Source organism: Streptomyces sp. NPDC058751 (assembly GCF_042746485.1).
In the GTDB taxonomy this organism is placed as follows: domain Bacteria; phylum Actinomycetota; class Actinomycetes; order Streptomycetales; family Streptomycetaceae; genus Streptomyces.
Genome location: NZ_JBHYPZ010000003.1, coordinates 230,995 through 246,615, shown reverse-complemented (window position 1 = coordinate 246,615; position 15,621 = coordinate 230,995). Strand labels below are relative to the sequence as shown.

Sequence of the window (15,621 nt, the reverse complement as noted above, 5' to 3'; positions counted from 1 at the left end):
AGGATCGGAGGGATCCCTAGGTTTCACGGTGGTTCTCCGTGCCGTACCCGAGCCGTCGGGATTCGGCCTCCTTCTGACTTCGTTGTGGAGGTTCCCCGTGCTGGGTCCCGTGATTCTCGCCGCCTCGCGCAGCGACAGGATGCGCCGCCTGATCTCGGCCGCCCCGGTGACCAAGCCGGTCGTCGACCGCTTCATCCCCGGCGAGACCGTCGACCAGGTCGTCCCGATCATCAAGGACCTCACGGGCAAGGGCCTGGAGGTCACGATGGACGTCGTCGGCGAGGACATCACGACCCCCGAGCAGTCGTACGCCGCCCGTGACGCGTACCTGGAGCTGATCGGCCGCCTGAAGGAGCTCGGCCTCGGCACGAAGGCCGAGATGTCGGTGAAGCTCTCCATGTTCGGACAGGCGCTGGAGGGCGGCCACGAGCTGGCCCTCGCCAACGTCCGTCCGGTCGTCGAGGCCGCCGCCGCCATCGGCACCACCGTCACGCTGGACGCCGAGGACCACACGACCCTCGACTCGATGTTCGCGATCCACGAGGAGCTGCGGAAGGACTTCCCGCAGACCGGCTGTGTGATCCAGGCCTACCTGTTCCGCACGGAGGCCGACGCCCGCCGCCTCGCCGAGAGCGGCAGCCGCGTCCGTCTGGTGAAGGGCGCCTACAAGGAGCCCGCCGAGGTCGCGTACCAGCAGAAGTCGGAGACCGACAAGGCGTACGTCCGCATCCTGAAGATCCTGATGGAGGGCGAGGGCTACCCGATGATCGGGTCCCACGACCCGCGCCTCATCTCCATCGCGCAGGAGCTCGCGCGGACCGCCGGGCGCAAACTGGACGAGTACGAGTTCCAGATGCTGTACGGCATCCGCAGCGACGAGCACGTGCGGCTCGCCGCCGAGGGCCACCGCATGCGCGTCTACACCGCGTACGGCACCGACTGGTACGGCTACTTCATGCGCCGCCTCGCGGAGAAGCCGGCCAACCTCCTCTTCTTCGCGCGCTCGATCCTCACCAAGGGCTGATGTGAAGGCGAGCGGCAGCTGTCGGCATCCGGGTGCATCCTGGGTGACGGCAGCTACCGCTCATCGGTCGGCTGAGCCGACCCGTTTCCGCATAAGGAGTTACGGAAAAAGTGACTCCGCCCCTGCGGGGGCTTCTCACTCGCACGCCGCAGCGAGCTCATGACGGTCAAGCCCTGACCACCACCCAACGTACTTAGACGGCTTCGGTTCTTGCGGGCCGAAAGCAGGCATTCACCCGGAAGAGGTAGCTCATGGACGCCGTGACCCAGGTCCCCACCCCCGTCAACGAGCCGGTGCACGGCTACGCCCCCGGTTCGCCCGAGCGCGCCCGCCTGGAGGTCAAGCTCAAGGAGCTGGCCGAGAACCCGATCGACCTGCCGATGACCATCGGCGGCGAGAAGCGCATGGGCGGCGGCGAGCGTTTCGACGTCGTGCAGCCGCACAACCACAAGGCGCGCATCGGCACCTACGCCAACGCCACGCAGCAGGACGCCCAGGACGCCGTCGACGCGGCCCTCGCCGCCGCCCCCGCCTGGCGCGCGATGGCCTTCGACGACCGCGCGGCGATCATCCTGCGCGCCGCCGAACTGCTGGCCGGCCCCTGGCGCGAGACGCTGGCCGCCTCCACCATGCTCGGCCAGTCGAAGACCGCCCAGCAGGCCGAGATCGACACCCCGTGCGAGCTCGTCGACTTCTGGCGCTTCAACGTCCACTACGCCCGCCAGATCCTCGCCGAGCAGCCGCCGGCGAACTCCCCGGGCGTGTGGAACCGCATGGACCACCGCCCGCTGGAGGGCTTCGTCTACGCGATCACGCCCTTCAACTTCACGGCGATCGCGGGCAACCTGCCCACCGCCCCGGCGCTCATGGGCAACGTCGTCGTCTGGAAGCCGTCCCCGACGCAGACCCACGCCGCCGTGCTGCTGATGCAGCTCCTGGAGGAGGCGGGCCTGCCCAAGGGCGTCATCAACCTCGTCACCGGTGACGGCATCGAGGTCTCCAAGGTCGCCCTGGAGCACCGCGACCTCGCGGGCATCCACTTCACCGGCTCGACCAAGACCTTCCAGTACCTGTGGAAGACGGTCGGCAACAACATCGAGAAGTACCGCTCCTACCCGCGTCTGGTCGGCGAGACCGGCGGCAAGGACTTCGTGGTCGCCCACCCGTCGGCCGACCGCGCGATCCTCAAGACCGCCCTGACCCGTGGTTCCTTCGAGTTCCAGGGCCAGAAGTGCTCGGCGAGCTCCCGCGCCTACGTCCCGGCCTCCATCTGGAACTCCGGTTTCAAGGAGGAGTTCGCGGCCGAGGTCGACGGGCTGACCATGGGTGACGTCACCGACCTGTCGAACTTCATCGGCGCGGTCATCGACGAGCGGTCCTTCGCCAAGAACAAGGCGGCCATCGACCGCGCGAAGTCCGACCCGACCTGCACGGTCGTGGCGGGCGGCACGTACGACGACTCCGTCGGCTACTTCGTGCGCCCGACCGTCGTCGAGTGCACGGACCCGGAGAACGAGGTCTTCACGACCGAGTACTTCGGTCCCTTCCTCGCCGTGCACGTCTACGAGGACGACGAGTACGACGAGATGCTGACCCAGATGGAGTCGGCGTCCGACTACGCGCTCACCGGCTCGGTCATCTCCGGCGACCGCGCGGCGGCCGCGTACACGATGGAGAAGCTCCGTTACGCGGCGGGCAACTTCTACATCAACGACAAGTCGACCGGCGCCGTCGTCGGCCAGCAGCCCTTCGGCGGCGGCCGTGCCTCCGGCACCAACGACAAGGCGGGCGCCCCGCAGAACCTGATGCGCTGGACGCTGACCCGCGCCATCAAGGAGACGCTGGTCCCGCCGACCGACTACGGCTACCCGCACATGGGCTGACGGCCGAACGCGGCGGCCGGCCCACGAGCCGGCCGCCGCCCACCCGCTCCGCCCCCGCCCCACGGTCTCCCCCGTCCGTGGAGCGGGGGCGGTTCCAGTCTCCGGCCGGGCGCGGGCGCTATCCGGGAAGTTCCGTCCGCTCCCACCACTCGTACACGGGCAGCGTGCCCTCCGGCGAGTCCGCCTGCCGCGGGGTCGGCCTGAAGTGTTCGTATCCGCCGCGGAACTCGATCTTCACGTCCGATCCGGGGTCCGGGGCGGGGACGATCCGTTCGGGCAGGTCGTCCGGTCCGCCTTCGAGCAGTGCTCTGGTCGTGTCGCTCATGACGTGACCGTTCCCTGCGCCGGAGCCCGATGTGGCATGCCGCGCGGAGGATCAGTCGTGCGGGTGATCCGCCTGCCCGTCGCCGGCCGTCAGACGCGGCCGAGGAAGTCCCGGATCAGGGCCGCGATCTGCGCCGCGTGCGTCTCCAGGGCGAAGTGCCCCGTCGGGAGCAGATGGATCTCGGCGTCCGGGAGGTCGCGGCGGAAGGCGAGGGCGCCCTCCGGGACGAAGATCTCGTCGCCGCCGCCCCAGACCGCCAGCAGCGGGACCCGGCTGGTGCGGAAGTACTCCTGGAACGCGGGGTAGAGCGCGAAGTTGGAGCCGTAGTCGGAGATCAGGTCGAGCTGGATCTCCGGCTGGCCGGGGCGGGCCATCAGGGCCGTGTCGTGCTCGTAGGCGTCGGGGCTGACCCGGGTCGGGTCCGGCACGCCCGTCAGGTACTGCCACCGGATGCCGTCCGGGCCGCTGATCGCCCGGACCGGCGCCTCCGTCTCCGGTGTGCGCTCCTCGATCAGCGCCAGCACCGGCGCCCAGGCGTCCGCGCCGAGCCCCTCCTCGTACGCGTTGCCGTTCTGCGTGATGATCGCGGTCACCCGTTCGGGGTGCGCGAGTGCCAGGCGCAGGCCGATCGGGGCGCCGTAGTCCTGGATGTAGAGCGCGTACTCCTTGAGTCCGAGCTGCTCGGTGAACTCCCCGGTGAGCTCGGCCAGCCGCTCGAAGGAGTACGGGAAGTCGGTGGCCGCCGGGGCGTCCGAGCGGCCGAAGCCGAGGTGGTCGGGGGCGATCAGGTGGTAGCGGTCGGCGAGCAGCGGCAGCAGGTCCCGGAACATGTGCGAGCTGGTCGGGAAGCCGTGCAGCAGCAGCAGGACGGGCGCGTCCGCGGGGCCCGCCTCGCGGTAGGCGATCACGTGGCCGTCGACGGTGGTGGTGCGGTGGTGGACCGGGTGGCTGCTCATGATCGGATCACCTAACCCTTGAAGTCATCTTTGGTGGTGAGGCAAGTTCAGCATGACTGCACCTAACCGGTCAAGATGTTTTTAAGGGTTAGGCGGGGTGGGTCGCGGGCTCGCCTCCCGTCGGGCCGTGCGCCGGTCGGCCGTTCGGCCGTTCGGCCGGTCAGCCGTTCGTGGGTGTCCCGTCCGCGGCGTGGCCGGCCTCCCCGGCCACGCGGGCGAGCGCGCTCCTGAGCCACCGGTGGGCCGGATCCGCGTCCAGCCGGACGTGCCACGCCTGCGCCGACGTCGCCTCCGGCAGGTCCAGCGGGATCTCCAGGACCGCGAGCGGCATCGCCCGGGACGCCTCGGCGGCGACCTCCGAGGGGACCAGGGCCAGCGCGTCGGTGCGCAGGACGAAGAAGCAGGCCGCCCCGTAGGTGGGGGCGGTGGCCAGGACGTCGCGGCTCAGGCCGAGTCCGGCGAGGCGCTCGTCCACCACGCTGTGCGTGCGGCCCCGCCGGGTGACCGTGATGTGCGGCAGTCCGGCGAAGCGCGCGGCGGTCAACGGGCCGCGCGCGAAGGGGGCGTCGGCGCGGGCGACGGCCACGTACCGGTGCGCGCGCAGGGTGGAGCTGCGTACGTCGTGCGGCAGCCGCTGCGGCAACTCGCCCACGTCCAGGTCGACATGGGTGCGCAGGTCCGCCGGGTCCTCGTCGCCCTCCGGAAGCAGCCGCAGCCGCACGCCCGGTGCCTCACGCGCCGTCAGCTCCAGCAGCGGAGCGCCCAGGGACATCGCCACGCCGTCGTTCACGCGGATCCTGAACTCCCTTTGCAGGGTGGAGAGTTCGATGTCCCGGGGCGGGTTCAGCGCGGCCACCGCGGACGCCAGTGCCGCCTGGACGCCGGGCCGCATCTCGCGCGCGCGGGGCGTGAGGGTCAGCCCCCGGCCCGACGGGGCGAGGAGCGGGTCGCCGACGACCCGGCGCAGCCGGCCCAGGGTGCGGCTCATCGCCGAGGGGGACACGCTCAGTTCGGCCGCCGCGCCCGCGACGCTGCCCGTGCGCAGCAGGGCGTCGAGGGCGGGGAGCAGGTTCATGTCCGGGAAGGGGGCCGCGCCGGCCGCACCGGAAGGAGTGGATCGCAAATGCTGCATGAGACGCAACGCTACGTGAAGCAATCGGACCTTGTGTGCAGCATTGGTCCGACCCGAGCCTGGACGCATGATGGATACGCGTCAGCGCGGCACCGCGCTCCTGGTCGCGGGCTGCTTCTTCATGGAGATGCTGGACGGCACGATCGTGTCGACGGCCGCCCCGCGGATAGCCGCCGACCTGCACACCACACCCGCCTCGGTCGGCCTGGTCGTCACGGCCTACCTCGTCACCCTCGCCGTCCTCGTCCCCCTGTCCGGCTGGCTCACCTCCCGCTTCGGGCCGCGCCGGGTCCTGCTCGCCGCGATCACCGTCTTCACCCTCGCCTCGCTGGCGTGCGCCCTCGCGCCCGGCCTCGGCGTCCTGGTCGTCACCCGGGTCCTGCAAGGGGCCGGGGGAGCGATGATGGTGCCGGTCGGCCGGCTCGTCGTGGTCGCCGGGACCGCCAAGCAGGACCTCCCGCGCGCGGTCGCCCACATCGTGTGGCCGGGCCTCGCCGCCCCGGTCGTCGCACCGCTGCTCGGCGGCGCGATCACCACGTACGCCTCCTGGCAGTGGATCTTCCTGCTGAACGTGCCGCTCGGGGCGGTCGCCCTGCTCGTCGCCCGCCGTCTGGTCGCGCCGGGCGCGCCGGGCGGGGCGGCACCGCTCGACGTGCCCGGCGTGCTCCTCACCGGTACCGGGCTCGCCGCCCTGACCTGGACCGCGCACCTGGTCTCCGGGGGCGGCGGCGCGGCGGGGACGGCCGTGAGCGGTGCCGTCGCGGCCGTGGCCCTGACGGCGGCCGTACGCCATCTGCTGCGCGCCCCGCATCCGCTGGTCGACCTGCGGGCCCTGGAGGTCCCGTCCTTCCGGGCCGCGGCGCTCGACGGCGCCCTCTGCATGGCGGTCGTCTCCGCCGCGCCCTTCCTGCTGCCCCTGCTCTTCCAGGAGGCCTTCGGGTGGAGCGCGGTGAAGTCGGGCGCCGTGGTGCTGTTCGTGTTCGCGGGGAACATCGGCATCAAGCCGGCCACGACGCATCTGATCAACCGGTTCGGCTTCCGGCCGCTGCTGACCGTCTCCACCCTGGGACTCGCGCTCGCCACCGCGGGCTGCGCGCTGTTCACGGCGGCGACGCCGGTCGCGGTGATCGCGGTCGCCGTGGCCGTCGGCGGGGTCGCCCGTTCGGTCGGGCTCAGCGGCTACGCGACGATCGCGTTCAGCGAGACGCGCGAGGAGCGGCTGCGCGACGCGAACGCCCTCCTCGCGACCTCGCACCAGCTGGCCGCCGGACTCGGGATCGCGGTCGCGACGGTCGCGCTGCGCGGGGGCGCGGCCCTGACGGACGGCGCCCGCCCGGCGTACGCGGTCGCGTTCGTGGTGCTCGGTGCGCTGTGCCTGCCGGCGACGGTGGGCGCCCTCCGGCTGCACCCCGGGGCCGGTGACGCCGCGCGGACCGTCGTCCCAGGTCGGAGCGGTGTGACGCAATCCGCTGTCTCAGATAGTAGGAAGTCCGAGTAATCGTGGAGACAGATGCCCGGTCCTCGCCTAGCTTGGAATAAGCCGAACGTCTCGCTCGACCAAGCGAATGGCGGTCGTGAGCCGGAGCCCTTTGCAGGCAACCCCTGCGGCACCGCTCCCCGCCCCTTCCGGCGTCTCGTAAATCCCTCATCGCACTTCCGGCCGCCCGTGCGGGCACCGCCGGAGGCAAGGAGTCGATTCATCATGGCCGAGACGACCGTCCGCCGAGTCCGTCACATCTCCCGTACGAGCAGCGAGTCCGACCGCAAGAACGCCGCCGCCGCGCTCCAGCGCGCCCTCGACCGCAGGGACAACGGCGGAGAGACGGGCCACTGAGGCCCGACACCCTCGAACCGGGAGCCGCACCCGCAGGGGTGCGGCGCGGGGCCCGGCCCCGCGCCGCACCTCGACGTGCCGGTCCGGGCCGGCGCATCGTGATGCGCCGGCCCGGACCGTGCCGCGCCGTCAGGTTCCGCGCCGCACCTCGAAGTGGTCGATGCGCTCGCCGCTCTGGGCGAGCGCCGACACCGTGAGCCGGGGCGAGGGGCCCGCCTGCGCCTCCACCGAGAGGAACGAGTAGCCGGTGTACCGCACCCGCGACCATTCCACGGTGTCCGCCTTCTTCCGCTGCGACTTCGTCCACTGGAAGGTCTCGACGGCCTCGCGCCGCGTGACCTTGCCCTCGTAACTGTCCTTGACCCCCGTGGGGAAGCCGTAGAGGCTCTTGCCCGCGCCGCCCGCCGTGACGTAGACGATCCCGTCCCGGGTCGGATCGGTCGAGGCGCCCACCGGGACCTGCCTGCCCACCCTGCCGCCCTTGACGGCGTCGGTGCGCTCGTACACGTGGTTGTGTCCGTTGATCACCAGGTCCACCTGGTGCTTGGCGAACAGCGGCACCCAGGCGTCGCGCACCCCGCCGTCGGAGGCGTGTGTCGACGTCGAGTAGGCGCAGTGGTGGAAGAAGACGACGACGAAGTCGACCTGCCCGCGCAGCTCCCCGAGCCGCCTGTCGAGCCAGGCGGTCTGTCTGCCGTCCGAGTAGCCCTTGTTGGCGGGGATCTCGTACGACACGTCGTTGGCGTCCAGCGCGACGATGCCGACGTTGCCGTAGACGAACGAGTAGGCGCCCGGCGCGTCGCGGGGGTCGAAGCCGTTGTCCGGGAGCGTCCAGCGCGCCGACTGGCCGCCGTAGCCGTTCGGCGAGTACCAGGCCTCCATGTCGTGGTTGCCCGTCGTCACCATCCACGGCACGGTCCTCGCCACCGTCTCGGTCTGCTTGAGGAACAGGTCCCAGGCGGCCGGGTCGTAGACGTCCGACTGCTTTCCGGAGCCGGTCCCGTTCGCGTAGCAGATGTCTCCCGCGTGCAGGTGGAAGGCGGGGCCGCGGCCGAGGAGCACCTTGTCGTTGGCGAGGGCGTCGGAGTTGACGCCCTGGTCGCCGAAGGCGGTGAACACGAACTTCCCCGGGTGGGCCGGTGCCGTGCGGAAGTGGCCGATCGTGGAACGCCGTTCCCTGCCCGCCGGGTCGAAGCCCTCGTGGCCGACGCCGTAGTAGTACGTCATCCCGGGGCGCAGTCCGTCGAGCGCCGCGTGCAGGTAGTACTGGTCCAGGGCCGCGCGCTGCCCGGTGAGGCCCGGTGTGTGCAGGTGGCGGACCTCGGCCTCGATCCTGCGGCTCAGGTTCCAGGGCGTCGGGCCCACCCGGACGAACGGCTTCCTGACCGCGAACGGCACCTGCCAGGAGATCCGCATCTGGGTCTTCGGGTCCGCGCCGAAGGCGAGGTGGCGGCCGAACGGCGTGACGGCGGAGCCGGGGACCCGGCTGGTCGCCGGGCGCGGCGAGGAGACGGACGCCGCCCGGTCGGGCGCCTCGGCTCCCCGGGCGCAGCCGGCCAGCAGCCCGCCGCCCGCGAAGGCGCTCGCCGCGACGAGCGCCCGGCGCCGCGTGAGCTTCGTCCTCAGGTACTCGTACTGCTCGGCCATGCTCATGTTGCGCGCGAGCTGGTACGGGATGCCGACATCGGGGACGGGGGACTCGGGGGAGGTCCCCGCGGAGGGAGCGGTCATGTGTGGAAAGTTCCCATCCAGCGTCAACGGCGTTCATACGTACGGGTGAACGTGTGTCGAAGCGTAGGCGTGCCGCGGCGCCCGCCGTGCCGGAACACGGCCGCCCCGCGACACCCGCCGTACCGGAACGCGGACGTCCCACGACACCGTGCTGTCCGTATGGCGGACATCGCGTGTCATTCCATGGGACAAGGAGTACGGTGCCGTCATGTCTCGCAGCATCGATCTCGCAGTGATCCCCGGTGACGGCATCGGCCAGGAAGTCGTGGCCCAGGGCCTCAAAGTCCTCTCCGCCGTCCTCCCGCAGGACGTGAAGCTGGAGACCAGGGAGTTCGACTTCGGCGCCAAGCGCTACCACGCCACCGGTGAGACCCTCACCGACGCCGACCTCGACGCCCTGAAGGGGCACGACGCCATCCTGCTCGGCGCGATCGGCGACCCCTCGGTCCCGTCCGGCGTCCTGGAGCGCGGCTTCCTGCTCAAGCTCCGCTTCGCCTTCGACCACCACGTCAACCTGCGCCCGTCGAAGCTCCTGCCCGGTGTCGCGACCCCGCTCGCCGGCCAGCCGGAGATCGACTTCGTGGTCGTCCGCGAGGGCACCGAGGGCCCGTACACCGGCAACGGCGGCACCATCCGCAAGGGCACCGAGCACGAGGTCGCCACCGAGGTCTCCGTCAACACGGCCTTCGGTGTCGAGCGCGTCGTCCGTGACGCCTTCGCCCGCGCCCAGGCCCGCCCGCGCAAGAAGCTGACGCTGGTCCACAAGAACAACGTGCTGACCTTCGCGGGCCACCTGTGGACGAACATCTTCAACAAGGTGGCCGAGGAGTTCCCCGAGGTCACCACCGACTACATCCACGTGGACGCGGCGACGATCTTCCTCGTCACCCAGCCCGAGCGCTTCGACGTGATCGTCACCGACAACCTCTTCGGCGACATCATCACCGACCTGGCCGCGGCCGTCTCCGGCGGCATCGGCGTCGCGGCCTCCGGCAACATCAACCCCAGCGGCGAGTTCCCCTCGATGTTCGAGCCCGTGCACGGCTCGGCGCCCGACATCGCGGGCCAGGGCAAGGCCGACCCCAGCGCCACCGTGCTGTCCGTCGCCCTGCTGCTGCGCCACCTCGGCTACGAGGCCGAGGCCGCCCGGATCGAGGAGGCCGTCTCCGCCGACCTCGCCGAGCGCGTCGGCAAGCCCGCCCGCAGCACCGAGGAGATCGGCGACGCGCTCGCCCTGCGCGTAGCCGGCTGACCCGGCGCACCACCCACGTTCCGTGAAAGCCGCCGGGTCGCATCCGCACCCGGCGGCTTTCGCCGTTCCCTCGCCGGGTGCCACCATCAGTCCCCTGGGTCATTCCCTGGGCCGTGTTCACCCCGTTTCGTCCATGGTCCTCCGCGCGCGATAATCGAGGGCGGAGCCGCGGAACGAGGGAATGCTCGGACGTCCTAGCACTGGCCACGGACGGTCCGGGTGCGAGTGCGGCCCGTCACATACAACCGGTGAAGGACAAAACCACTCATGACGCAGCCCACGATCGAGCTCAAGCCCTCCGCCAGTCCGCTCGCCGTCGCCGAGCGCGAGGCGATCCTGGCCAACCCGGGGTTCGGCCGCCACTTCACCGATCACATGGTGACCATCAAGTGGACCGAGGGCCGCGGCTGGCACGACGGCCAGCTCGTCCCGTACGGACCGCTCTCCCTCGACCCGGCGAACATGACCCTGCACTACGCGCAGGAGATCTTCGAGGGACTCAAGGCCTACCGCCGGCCCGACGGCTCCGTCGCGACCTTCCGCCCCGACAAGAACGCCAAGCGCTTCCAGGCCTCCGCCCGTCGGCTCGGCATGCCCGAGCTTCCCGTGGAGACCTTCATCGAGGCCTGTGACGCGCTGGTCCGCCAGGACCGCGACTGGGTTCCCGCGCACGGCGGCGAGGAGTCCCTGTACCTGCGCCCCTTCATGATCGCGACCGAGGTCGGCCTCGGCGTGAAGCCCGCCAACGAGTACCTCTTCCTCGTCATCGCCTCGCCCGCCGGCGCCTACTTCGCGGGTGGCGTGAAGCCCGTGAAGATCTGGCTCTCCGAGGACCGCGTCCGCGCCGTCCCCGGCGGCATGGGCGACGCGAAGACGGGCGGCAACTACGCCGCCTCGCTGCTCGCGCAGAAGGAGGCCGCCGCCAAGGGCTGCGACCAGGTCTGCTACCTCGACGCGGTCGAGCACAAGTGGATCGAGGAACTCGGCGGCATGAACCTGTACTTCGTGTACGGCGACAGGATCGTCACCCCCTCCCTCACCGGCTCCATCCTGGAGGGCGTGACCCGCGACTCCCTGCTGACCGTCGCCCGCGACCTCGGCTACACCGCCGAGGAGGGCCGCGTCTCCATCGACCAGTGGCAGACCGACGCGGCGAACGGCACCCTCACCGAGGTCTTCGCCTGCGGTACCGCCGCCGTCATCACCCCCGTCGGTACGGTCAAGCGCGAGGGCACCGAGTGGCTCCAGTCCGGCGGCGAGCCCGGCAAGGTCACCCTCCGCCTGCGCGAGGCCCTGCTCGACATCCAGCGCGGCATCACCGAGGACACCCACGGCTGGATGCACCCGCTGGGCTGATCCCCCCGTTCCCGCCACCGGTCCCCGTTTCCCCCCAGGGTCACGGGGACCGGCCGTTTCCTCGCCGCGCACCGGGCCGCGCCACACGGTGGAGCGACCCGGTGCCGCGGTACTAGAGCCCGCTCTCGGCGTGGGCCGGTTCCCGGGCGGGTTCGACCCGGTGCGACGCGGGGTTCGGTGCCAGGGCCAGGTAGGCGATGCCGCCGACCAGGCCGGAGAGGATGAAGCTGCAGTCCACCCCGCCCGTCAGGGACAGCAGCGGGCCCTCGTACGACGGCAGGGACACGGCCAGGAGGCCGACGACGGCGCCCAGCGCCCAGGCCGCCGTGGCCGGCGCGTTCCAGCCGGCCCGGTACCAGTAGACGCCGCCGCGCGCGCGGCGGTTGAAGACCTGGAGGGCGTCGGCGTCGTAGACCCCGCGGCAGCGGACGAAGCCGATCAGGGTGATGACCGCCCACGGGGTGCCGATCGCGGTCAGCAGCAGGACGAAGGACGTCATCGCCGACTGGGCGTCCCAGGCGTAGTGGCCGGCGAACACGCAGAGCATGGCGACGACGGCGACCGCGCAGGTGGCACGGGCGCGCGAGGCGCGGGGCAGGATCGCGTCGAGGTCGAGGCCCATGGAGTAGAGCATCAGACCGGCGTTGCCCACCGAGCCCGCGGAGGCGGCCAGCAGCAGCGGGACCAGGTACCAGCCGGGGGAGGCGGACACCAGCGGGCCCGCGTAGTCGAGGGCCGCGCGTGCCCCGTACGCCGTGAAGGTGCCGAAGAGCTGGGGGACCAGCAGACCGGCGATCAGGCCGAGCCAGGTGCCGCGCAGGACCGTGCGGGAGGAGTGGCGCTCGGGCGAGATGTAGCGGGTGTAGTCGCCGAGCAGCGTGATGAACGCGATCGGGCCCGACAGGCCCGCCGCCACCGCGGCGAGCAGCCAGGTGGGCCAGTAGGAGCCGAGCAGATAGCCGCCGGCCTCCGGGAGCGCCGCGGTGGTGAAGTGCGGGGCGTACGCGATCACGCCGGCCACCAGCAGGGCCGACATGCCGATCGCGAGGGCGCGGGACATGGCGAGCAGCACCCGGTAGCCGTAGACGGCGCCCGCGACGGTGGCGGCGGCCAGCACCGTGTACACCACGGCGTACGACAGCCCGTCCGCCGGCAGGCCGAAGAGGCGGCCGAGGACGCCGACCATCACGTCGCCGCCGATCCACACGGTCAGCGCGGTGTAGCCGAGCGCGAGGAGCAGGCCGACGACCGAGCCGACCAGCCGTCCGCGCACGCCGAACTGCGCGCCGGAGGAGGTGGAGAGGTTGGTGCCGGTCCGCAGGGAGACGAGCGCCAGCGGCGCGGTGAGCGCGGTCCCGACGACCGTGCCTGCCACGATCGAGCTGACCGAGGACCACCAGTCGAGTCCGAACGAGGGCGGCAGCCAGCCGAAGATGATCACCCCGAGGCAGAGGTTGGAACCGAGCAGGATCGAGACGAGGTCGCGCGGCCCGCTGGTGCGTTCCTCCTCGGGGATGGTGTCGACTCCGCGCTGTTCGATCGGCATGGCTGGTCTCCTTTGACGGCCGCCTGGCGTGGTGCGGGACAGCACCAAGAGTTAGAGCGGCGTTCAATGTGACGTCTTCGATGCCTCTCCGTCAATGATTCCCTTCCATGAAATCCACGTTTAGAGTGGCGCTCTAAATGGAGGAAGGCGAGGAGGTGTCGCGGCGTGAGACTGACCCCCACGGAACGTGACCGACTGCTGCTGTTCTCGGCCGCCGAGCTGGCCCGCGCCCGCCGGGCGCGGGGGCTCAGGCTCAACGTGCCGGAGGCCACCGCGCTGATCGCGGACACCGTCTGCGAGACCGCGCGCGACGGCGGGCGGCTGGCCGAGGCCGTCGAGGCGGCCCGCTCGGTCCTCGGCCCCGACGACGTCCTGCCCGGCGTCGCGGACATCGTCACCGAGGTGCACGTCGAGGCCGTCTTCGACGACGGCTCGCGCCTCGCCGTGGTCAGCGACCCCATCGGCGGCGGCCTCGGCGAGCGGGCGCCCGGCGCCCTGCTGCCGGGCCCGGAGCACGCCGAGCCCGAGGCGGCCGTCCGCCTGACCGTGACGAACACGGCCGCCGTCCCGGTCTCCGTCACCTCCCACTTCCACTTCTTCGAGGCCAACCCCCGGCTCGACTTCGACCGCCCGGCCGCCTACGGCATGCGGCTGGCCGTGCCCGCCGGCTCCTCCGTCCGCTTCGGCCCGGGGGAGAGCGCCGAGGTGGGTCTGCTGCCCATCGGCGGAGCCCGCGTCGCCATCGGCTTCGCCGGCCTGGTCGACGGACCGCTGGACGCGCCCGGAGCCAGGGAAGAGGCCCTGCGCCGGGCCGCCGCCTGCGGCTACCTCGGCGTACCGGACACCCGAGACCAGGAGACCGAGCGATGAGCCGCCCCGGAGGCCACCCCGCCGAGGCCCGCCGCCTCACCCCCCACGAGTACGCCGCCACCCACGGCCCGCGCGCGGGCGACCGCATCCGGCTCGGCGACTCGGGGCTGACCGTCCGCGTGGAGTCCGACGCCCAGCTCCCCGGGGACGAGTTCCTCGCCGGATTCGGCAAGACCGCCCGCGACGGGCTGCACCTGAAGGCCGCCGCCGTCCGGGAGACCTGCGACGTCGTCGTCAGCAACGTCGTGGTGATCGACGCCGTCCAGGGCGTCCGGAAGGTGTCCATCGGCATCCGCGAGGGCCGCATCAGCTCGATCGGGCGGGCCGGCAACCCCGACACCCTCGACGGCGTCGACGTGGTCGTCGGCACCGGCACCTCCATCGTCTCCGGCGAGGGACTCATCGCCACCGCCGGAGCCGTCGACACCCACGTCCACCTGCTGTCACCGCGCATCATGGAGGCCTCGCTCGCCTCCGGCGTCACCACCGTCATCGGCCAGGAGTTCGGCCCGGTGTGGGGCGTCGGCGTCAACTCGCCCTGGGCGCTGGGCCACGCGTTCTCCGCCTTCGACGCCTGGCCCGTCAACATCGGCTTCCTCGGCCGGGGTTCCTCCTCCCACGGCGCTCCGCTGGTCGAGGCGCTCGCCGAGGGCGGGGCCAGCGGCTTCAAGGTCCACGAGGACATGGGCGCGCACACCCGGGCCCTGGACACGGCCCTGCGGGTCGCCGAGGAGCACGACGTCCAGGTGGCCCTGCACAGCGACGGGCTGAACGAGTGCCTGTCGGTCGAGGACACCCTCGCGGTGCTCGAAGGCCGCACCATCCACGCCTTCCACATCGAGGGCTGCGGCGGCGGGCACGTCCCCAACGTGCTGAAGATGGCGGGTGTCCCGAACGTCATCGGGTCCTCCACCAATCCGACCCTGCCCTTCGGCCGGGACGCGGTCGCCGAGCACTACGGCATGATCGTCTCCGTCCACGACCTGAAGACCGACCTGCCCGGCGACGCCGCCATGGCCCGCGACCGCATCCGCGCCGGGACCATGGGCGCCGAGGACGTGCTGCACGACCTGGGCGCCATCGGCATCACCTCCTCCGACGCCCAGGGCATGGGCCGCGCCGGCGAGACCGTGCGCCGCACCTTCGCCATGGCCGGGAAGATGAAGGCGCAGTTCGGCGCCCCCGAGGACCACGACAACGAACGCGTCCTGCGCTACATCGCCAAACTGACGATCAACCCGGCCGTCGCGCACGGCCTCGCCCACGAGGTCGGCTCCATCGAGACCGGCAAGCTCGCCGACATCGTGCTGTGGCGCCCCGAGTACTTCGGAGCCAAACCGCAGCTCGTCCTGAAGGCCGGCTTCCCCGCCTACGGAGTGGTCGGCGACCCGAACGCCGCCACCGACACCTGCGAACCCCTCGTCCTCGGACCGCAGTTCGGGGCCCACGGCGCGACCCCCGCCGAGATCTCGGTGGCCTTCGTCGCCCAGGCCGCCCTCGACCAGGGCAACGACACCATGCCCACCCGCCGCCGCCGCGTCGCGGTCCGCGGCACCCGCGGCATCGGACCCGCCGACCTGCGCCGCAACTCCCGTACCGGAGCGGTCGACGTGGACGGACGCACCGGCCTGGTCACCCTCGACGGCGAACCGCTGCGCTCCGATCCCGCCGACTCGGTCTCCCTCAACCGCCTGTACTTCTTGTAAGGATCA

13 protein-coding genes are annotated in these 15,621 nt (G+C 71.7%); 8 read left to right on the top strand and 5 right to left on the bottom strand.

From position 1 onward, the window contains the following. Positions 1–97: 97 nt before the first annotated feature. Together ACFW6B_RS04870 and pruA are read left to right on the top strand one after the other, a co-directional pair. Positions 98–1,024, top strand: a complete 927-nt coding sequence (locus tag ACFW6B_RS04870) for a proline dehydrogenase family protein (protein ID WP_386592036.1) — start codon at positions 98–100, stop codon at positions 1,022–1,024. A 251-nt stretch (positions 1,025–1,275) separates the two neighbouring features. Next, complete coding sequence (gene pruA / locus ACFW6B_RS04865) at positions 1,276–2,907, top strand: L-glutamate gamma-semialdehyde dehydrogenase (protein ID WP_386592034.1); 1,632 nt, start codon at positions 1,276–1,278, stop codon at positions 2,905–2,907. 118 nt (positions 2,908–3,025) lie between these two features. Here the strand turns inward: pruA and ACFW6B_RS04860 are convergent, their stop codons facing one another. The 3 genes from ACFW6B_RS04860 to ACFW6B_RS04850 form a co-directional block, all read right to left on the bottom strand. Continuing rightward, the gene (locus ACFW6B_RS04860; RefSeq protein ID WP_386592032.1) at positions 3,026–3,232 is read right to left on the bottom strand and encodes a DUF5988 family protein; all 207 of its coding nucleotides are present in this window, start codon (positions 3,230–3,232) and stop codon (positions 3,026–3,028) included. A gap of 89 nt (positions 3,233–3,321) precedes the next feature. Beyond that, positions 3,322–4,188 carry an alpha/beta fold hydrolase gene (locus ACFW6B_RS04855; RefSeq protein ID WP_386592030.1) on the bottom strand — a complete coding sequence of 289 codons (867 nt, stop codon included), beginning with the start codon at positions 4,186–4,188 and terminating at the stop codon, positions 3,322–3,324. 160 nt (positions 4,189–4,348) lie between these two features. Beyond that, complete coding sequence (locus tag ACFW6B_RS04850; protein WP_386592028.1) at positions 4,349–5,320, bottom strand: LysR family transcriptional regulator; 972 nt, start codon at positions 5,318–5,320, stop codon at positions 4,349–4,351. 67 nt (positions 5,321–5,387) lie between these two features. Between ACFW6B_RS04850 and ACFW6B_RS04845 the strand changes: the two genes are divergently transcribed. Both ACFW6B_RS04845 and ACFW6B_RS04840 read left to right on the top strand, forming a co-directional pair. Next, entirely contained in the window at positions 5,388–6,818 is a 1,431-nt protein-coding gene (locus tag ACFW6B_RS04845) for an MFS transporter (protein ID WP_386592026.1), read from the top strand. A gap of 204 nt (positions 6,819–7,022) precedes the next feature. After that, positions 7,023–7,154, top strand: a complete 132-nt coding sequence (locus ACFW6B_RS04840; protein WP_386592024.1) for a hypothetical protein — start codon at positions 7,023–7,025, stop codon at positions 7,152–7,154. A 129-nt stretch (positions 7,155–7,283) separates the two neighbouring features. Here the strand turns inward: ACFW6B_RS04840 and ACFW6B_RS04835 are convergent, their stop codons facing one another. Then, a complete protein-coding gene (locus ACFW6B_RS04835) occupies positions 7,284–8,885 on the bottom strand; it encodes a purple acid phosphatase family protein (RefSeq protein ID WP_386592022.1) in 1,602 nt (533 codons plus the stop codon). Positions 8,886–9,093: 208 nt separating this feature from the next. Here ACFW6B_RS04835 and ACFW6B_RS04830 point away from each other — a divergent pair, with 208 nt between their 5' ends. Beyond that, positions 9,094–10,137 carry a 3-isopropylmalate dehydrogenase gene (locus ACFW6B_RS04830; RefSeq protein WP_386592019.1) on the top strand — a complete coding sequence of 348 codons (1,044 nt, stop codon included), beginning with the start codon at positions 9,094–9,096 and terminating at the stop codon, positions 10,135–10,137. 267 nt (positions 10,138–10,404) lie between these two features. After that, positions 10,405–11,493, top strand: a complete 1,089-nt coding sequence (locus ACFW6B_RS04825) for a branched-chain amino acid aminotransferase (protein WP_386592017.1) — start codon at positions 10,405–10,407, stop codon at positions 11,491–11,493. 112 nt (positions 11,494–11,605) lie between these two features. Here ACFW6B_RS04825 and ACFW6B_RS04820 read toward each other — a convergent pair whose 3' ends face one another. After that, on the bottom strand, positions 11,606–13,039 hold the full coding sequence (locus ACFW6B_RS04820) for a cytosine permease (protein WP_386592015.1): 1,434 nt from the start codon (positions 13,037–13,039) through the stop codon (positions 11,606–11,608). Between the two features lie 165 nt (positions 13,040–13,204). Here ACFW6B_RS04820 and ureA point away from each other — a divergent pair, with 165 nt between their 5' ends. Continuing rightward, positions 13,205–13,909: an urease subunit gamma gene (gene ureA, locus ACFW6B_RS04815; protein WP_386592013.1), complete on the top strand. Its 705-nt coding sequence runs from the start codon at positions 13,205–13,207 to the stop codon at positions 13,907–13,909. Next, positions 13,906–15,615, top strand: coding sequence for an urease subunit alpha (locus ACFW6B_RS04810; protein WP_386592011.1), 1,710 nt, complete (start codon positions 13,906–13,908; stop codon positions 15,613–15,615). The genes ureA and ACFW6B_RS04810 overlap by 4 nt, the downstream gene beginning before the upstream one ends. The last annotated feature ends 6 nt before the right edge of the window (positions 15,616–15,621 follow it).

Bases quoted from the DNA above. Each gene is read 5' to 3' on its own strand.
- pruA (WP_386592034.1), top strand. From the start codon at position 1,276: ATGGACGCCGTGACCCAGGTCCCCACCCCCGTCAACGAGCCGGTGCAC.
- ACFW6B_RS04860 (WP_386592032.1), bottom strand. From the start codon at position 3,232: ATGAGCGACACGACCAGAGCACTGCTCGAAGGCGGACCGGACGACCTG.
- ACFW6B_RS04855 (WP_386592030.1), bottom strand. From the start codon at position 4,188: ATGAGCAGCCACCCGGTCCACCACCGCACCACCACCGTCGACGGCCAC.
- ACFW6B_RS04850 (WP_386592028.1), bottom strand. From the start codon at position 5,320: ATGCAGCATTTGCGATCCACTCCTTCCGGTGCGGCCGGCGCGGCCCCC.
- ACFW6B_RS04845 (WP_386592026.1), top strand. From the start codon at position 5,388: ATGATGGATACGCGTCAGCGCGGCACCGCGCTCCTGGTCGCGGGCTGC.
- ACFW6B_RS04840 (WP_386592024.1), top strand. From the start codon at position 7,023: ATGGCCGAGACGACCGTCCGCCGAGTCCGTCACATCTCCCGTACGAGC.
- ACFW6B_RS04835 (WP_386592022.1), bottom strand. From the start codon at position 8,885: ATGACCGCTCCCTCCGCGGGGACCTCCCCCGAGTCCCCCGTCCCCGAT.
- ACFW6B_RS04830 (WP_386592019.1), top strand. From the start codon at position 9,094: ATGTCTCGCAGCATCGATCTCGCAGTGATCCCCGGTGACGGCATCGGC.
- ACFW6B_RS04825 (WP_386592017.1), top strand. From the start codon at position 10,405: ATGACGCAGCCCACGATCGAGCTCAAGCCCTCCGCCAGTCCGCTCGCC.
- ACFW6B_RS04820 (WP_386592015.1), bottom strand. From the start codon at position 13,039: ATGCCGATCGAACAGCGCGGAGTCGACACCATCCCCGAGGAGGAACGC.
- ACFW6B_RS04810 (WP_386592011.1), top strand. From the start codon at position 13,906: ATGAGCCGCCCCGGAGGCCACCCCGCCGAGGCCCGCCGCCTCACCCCC.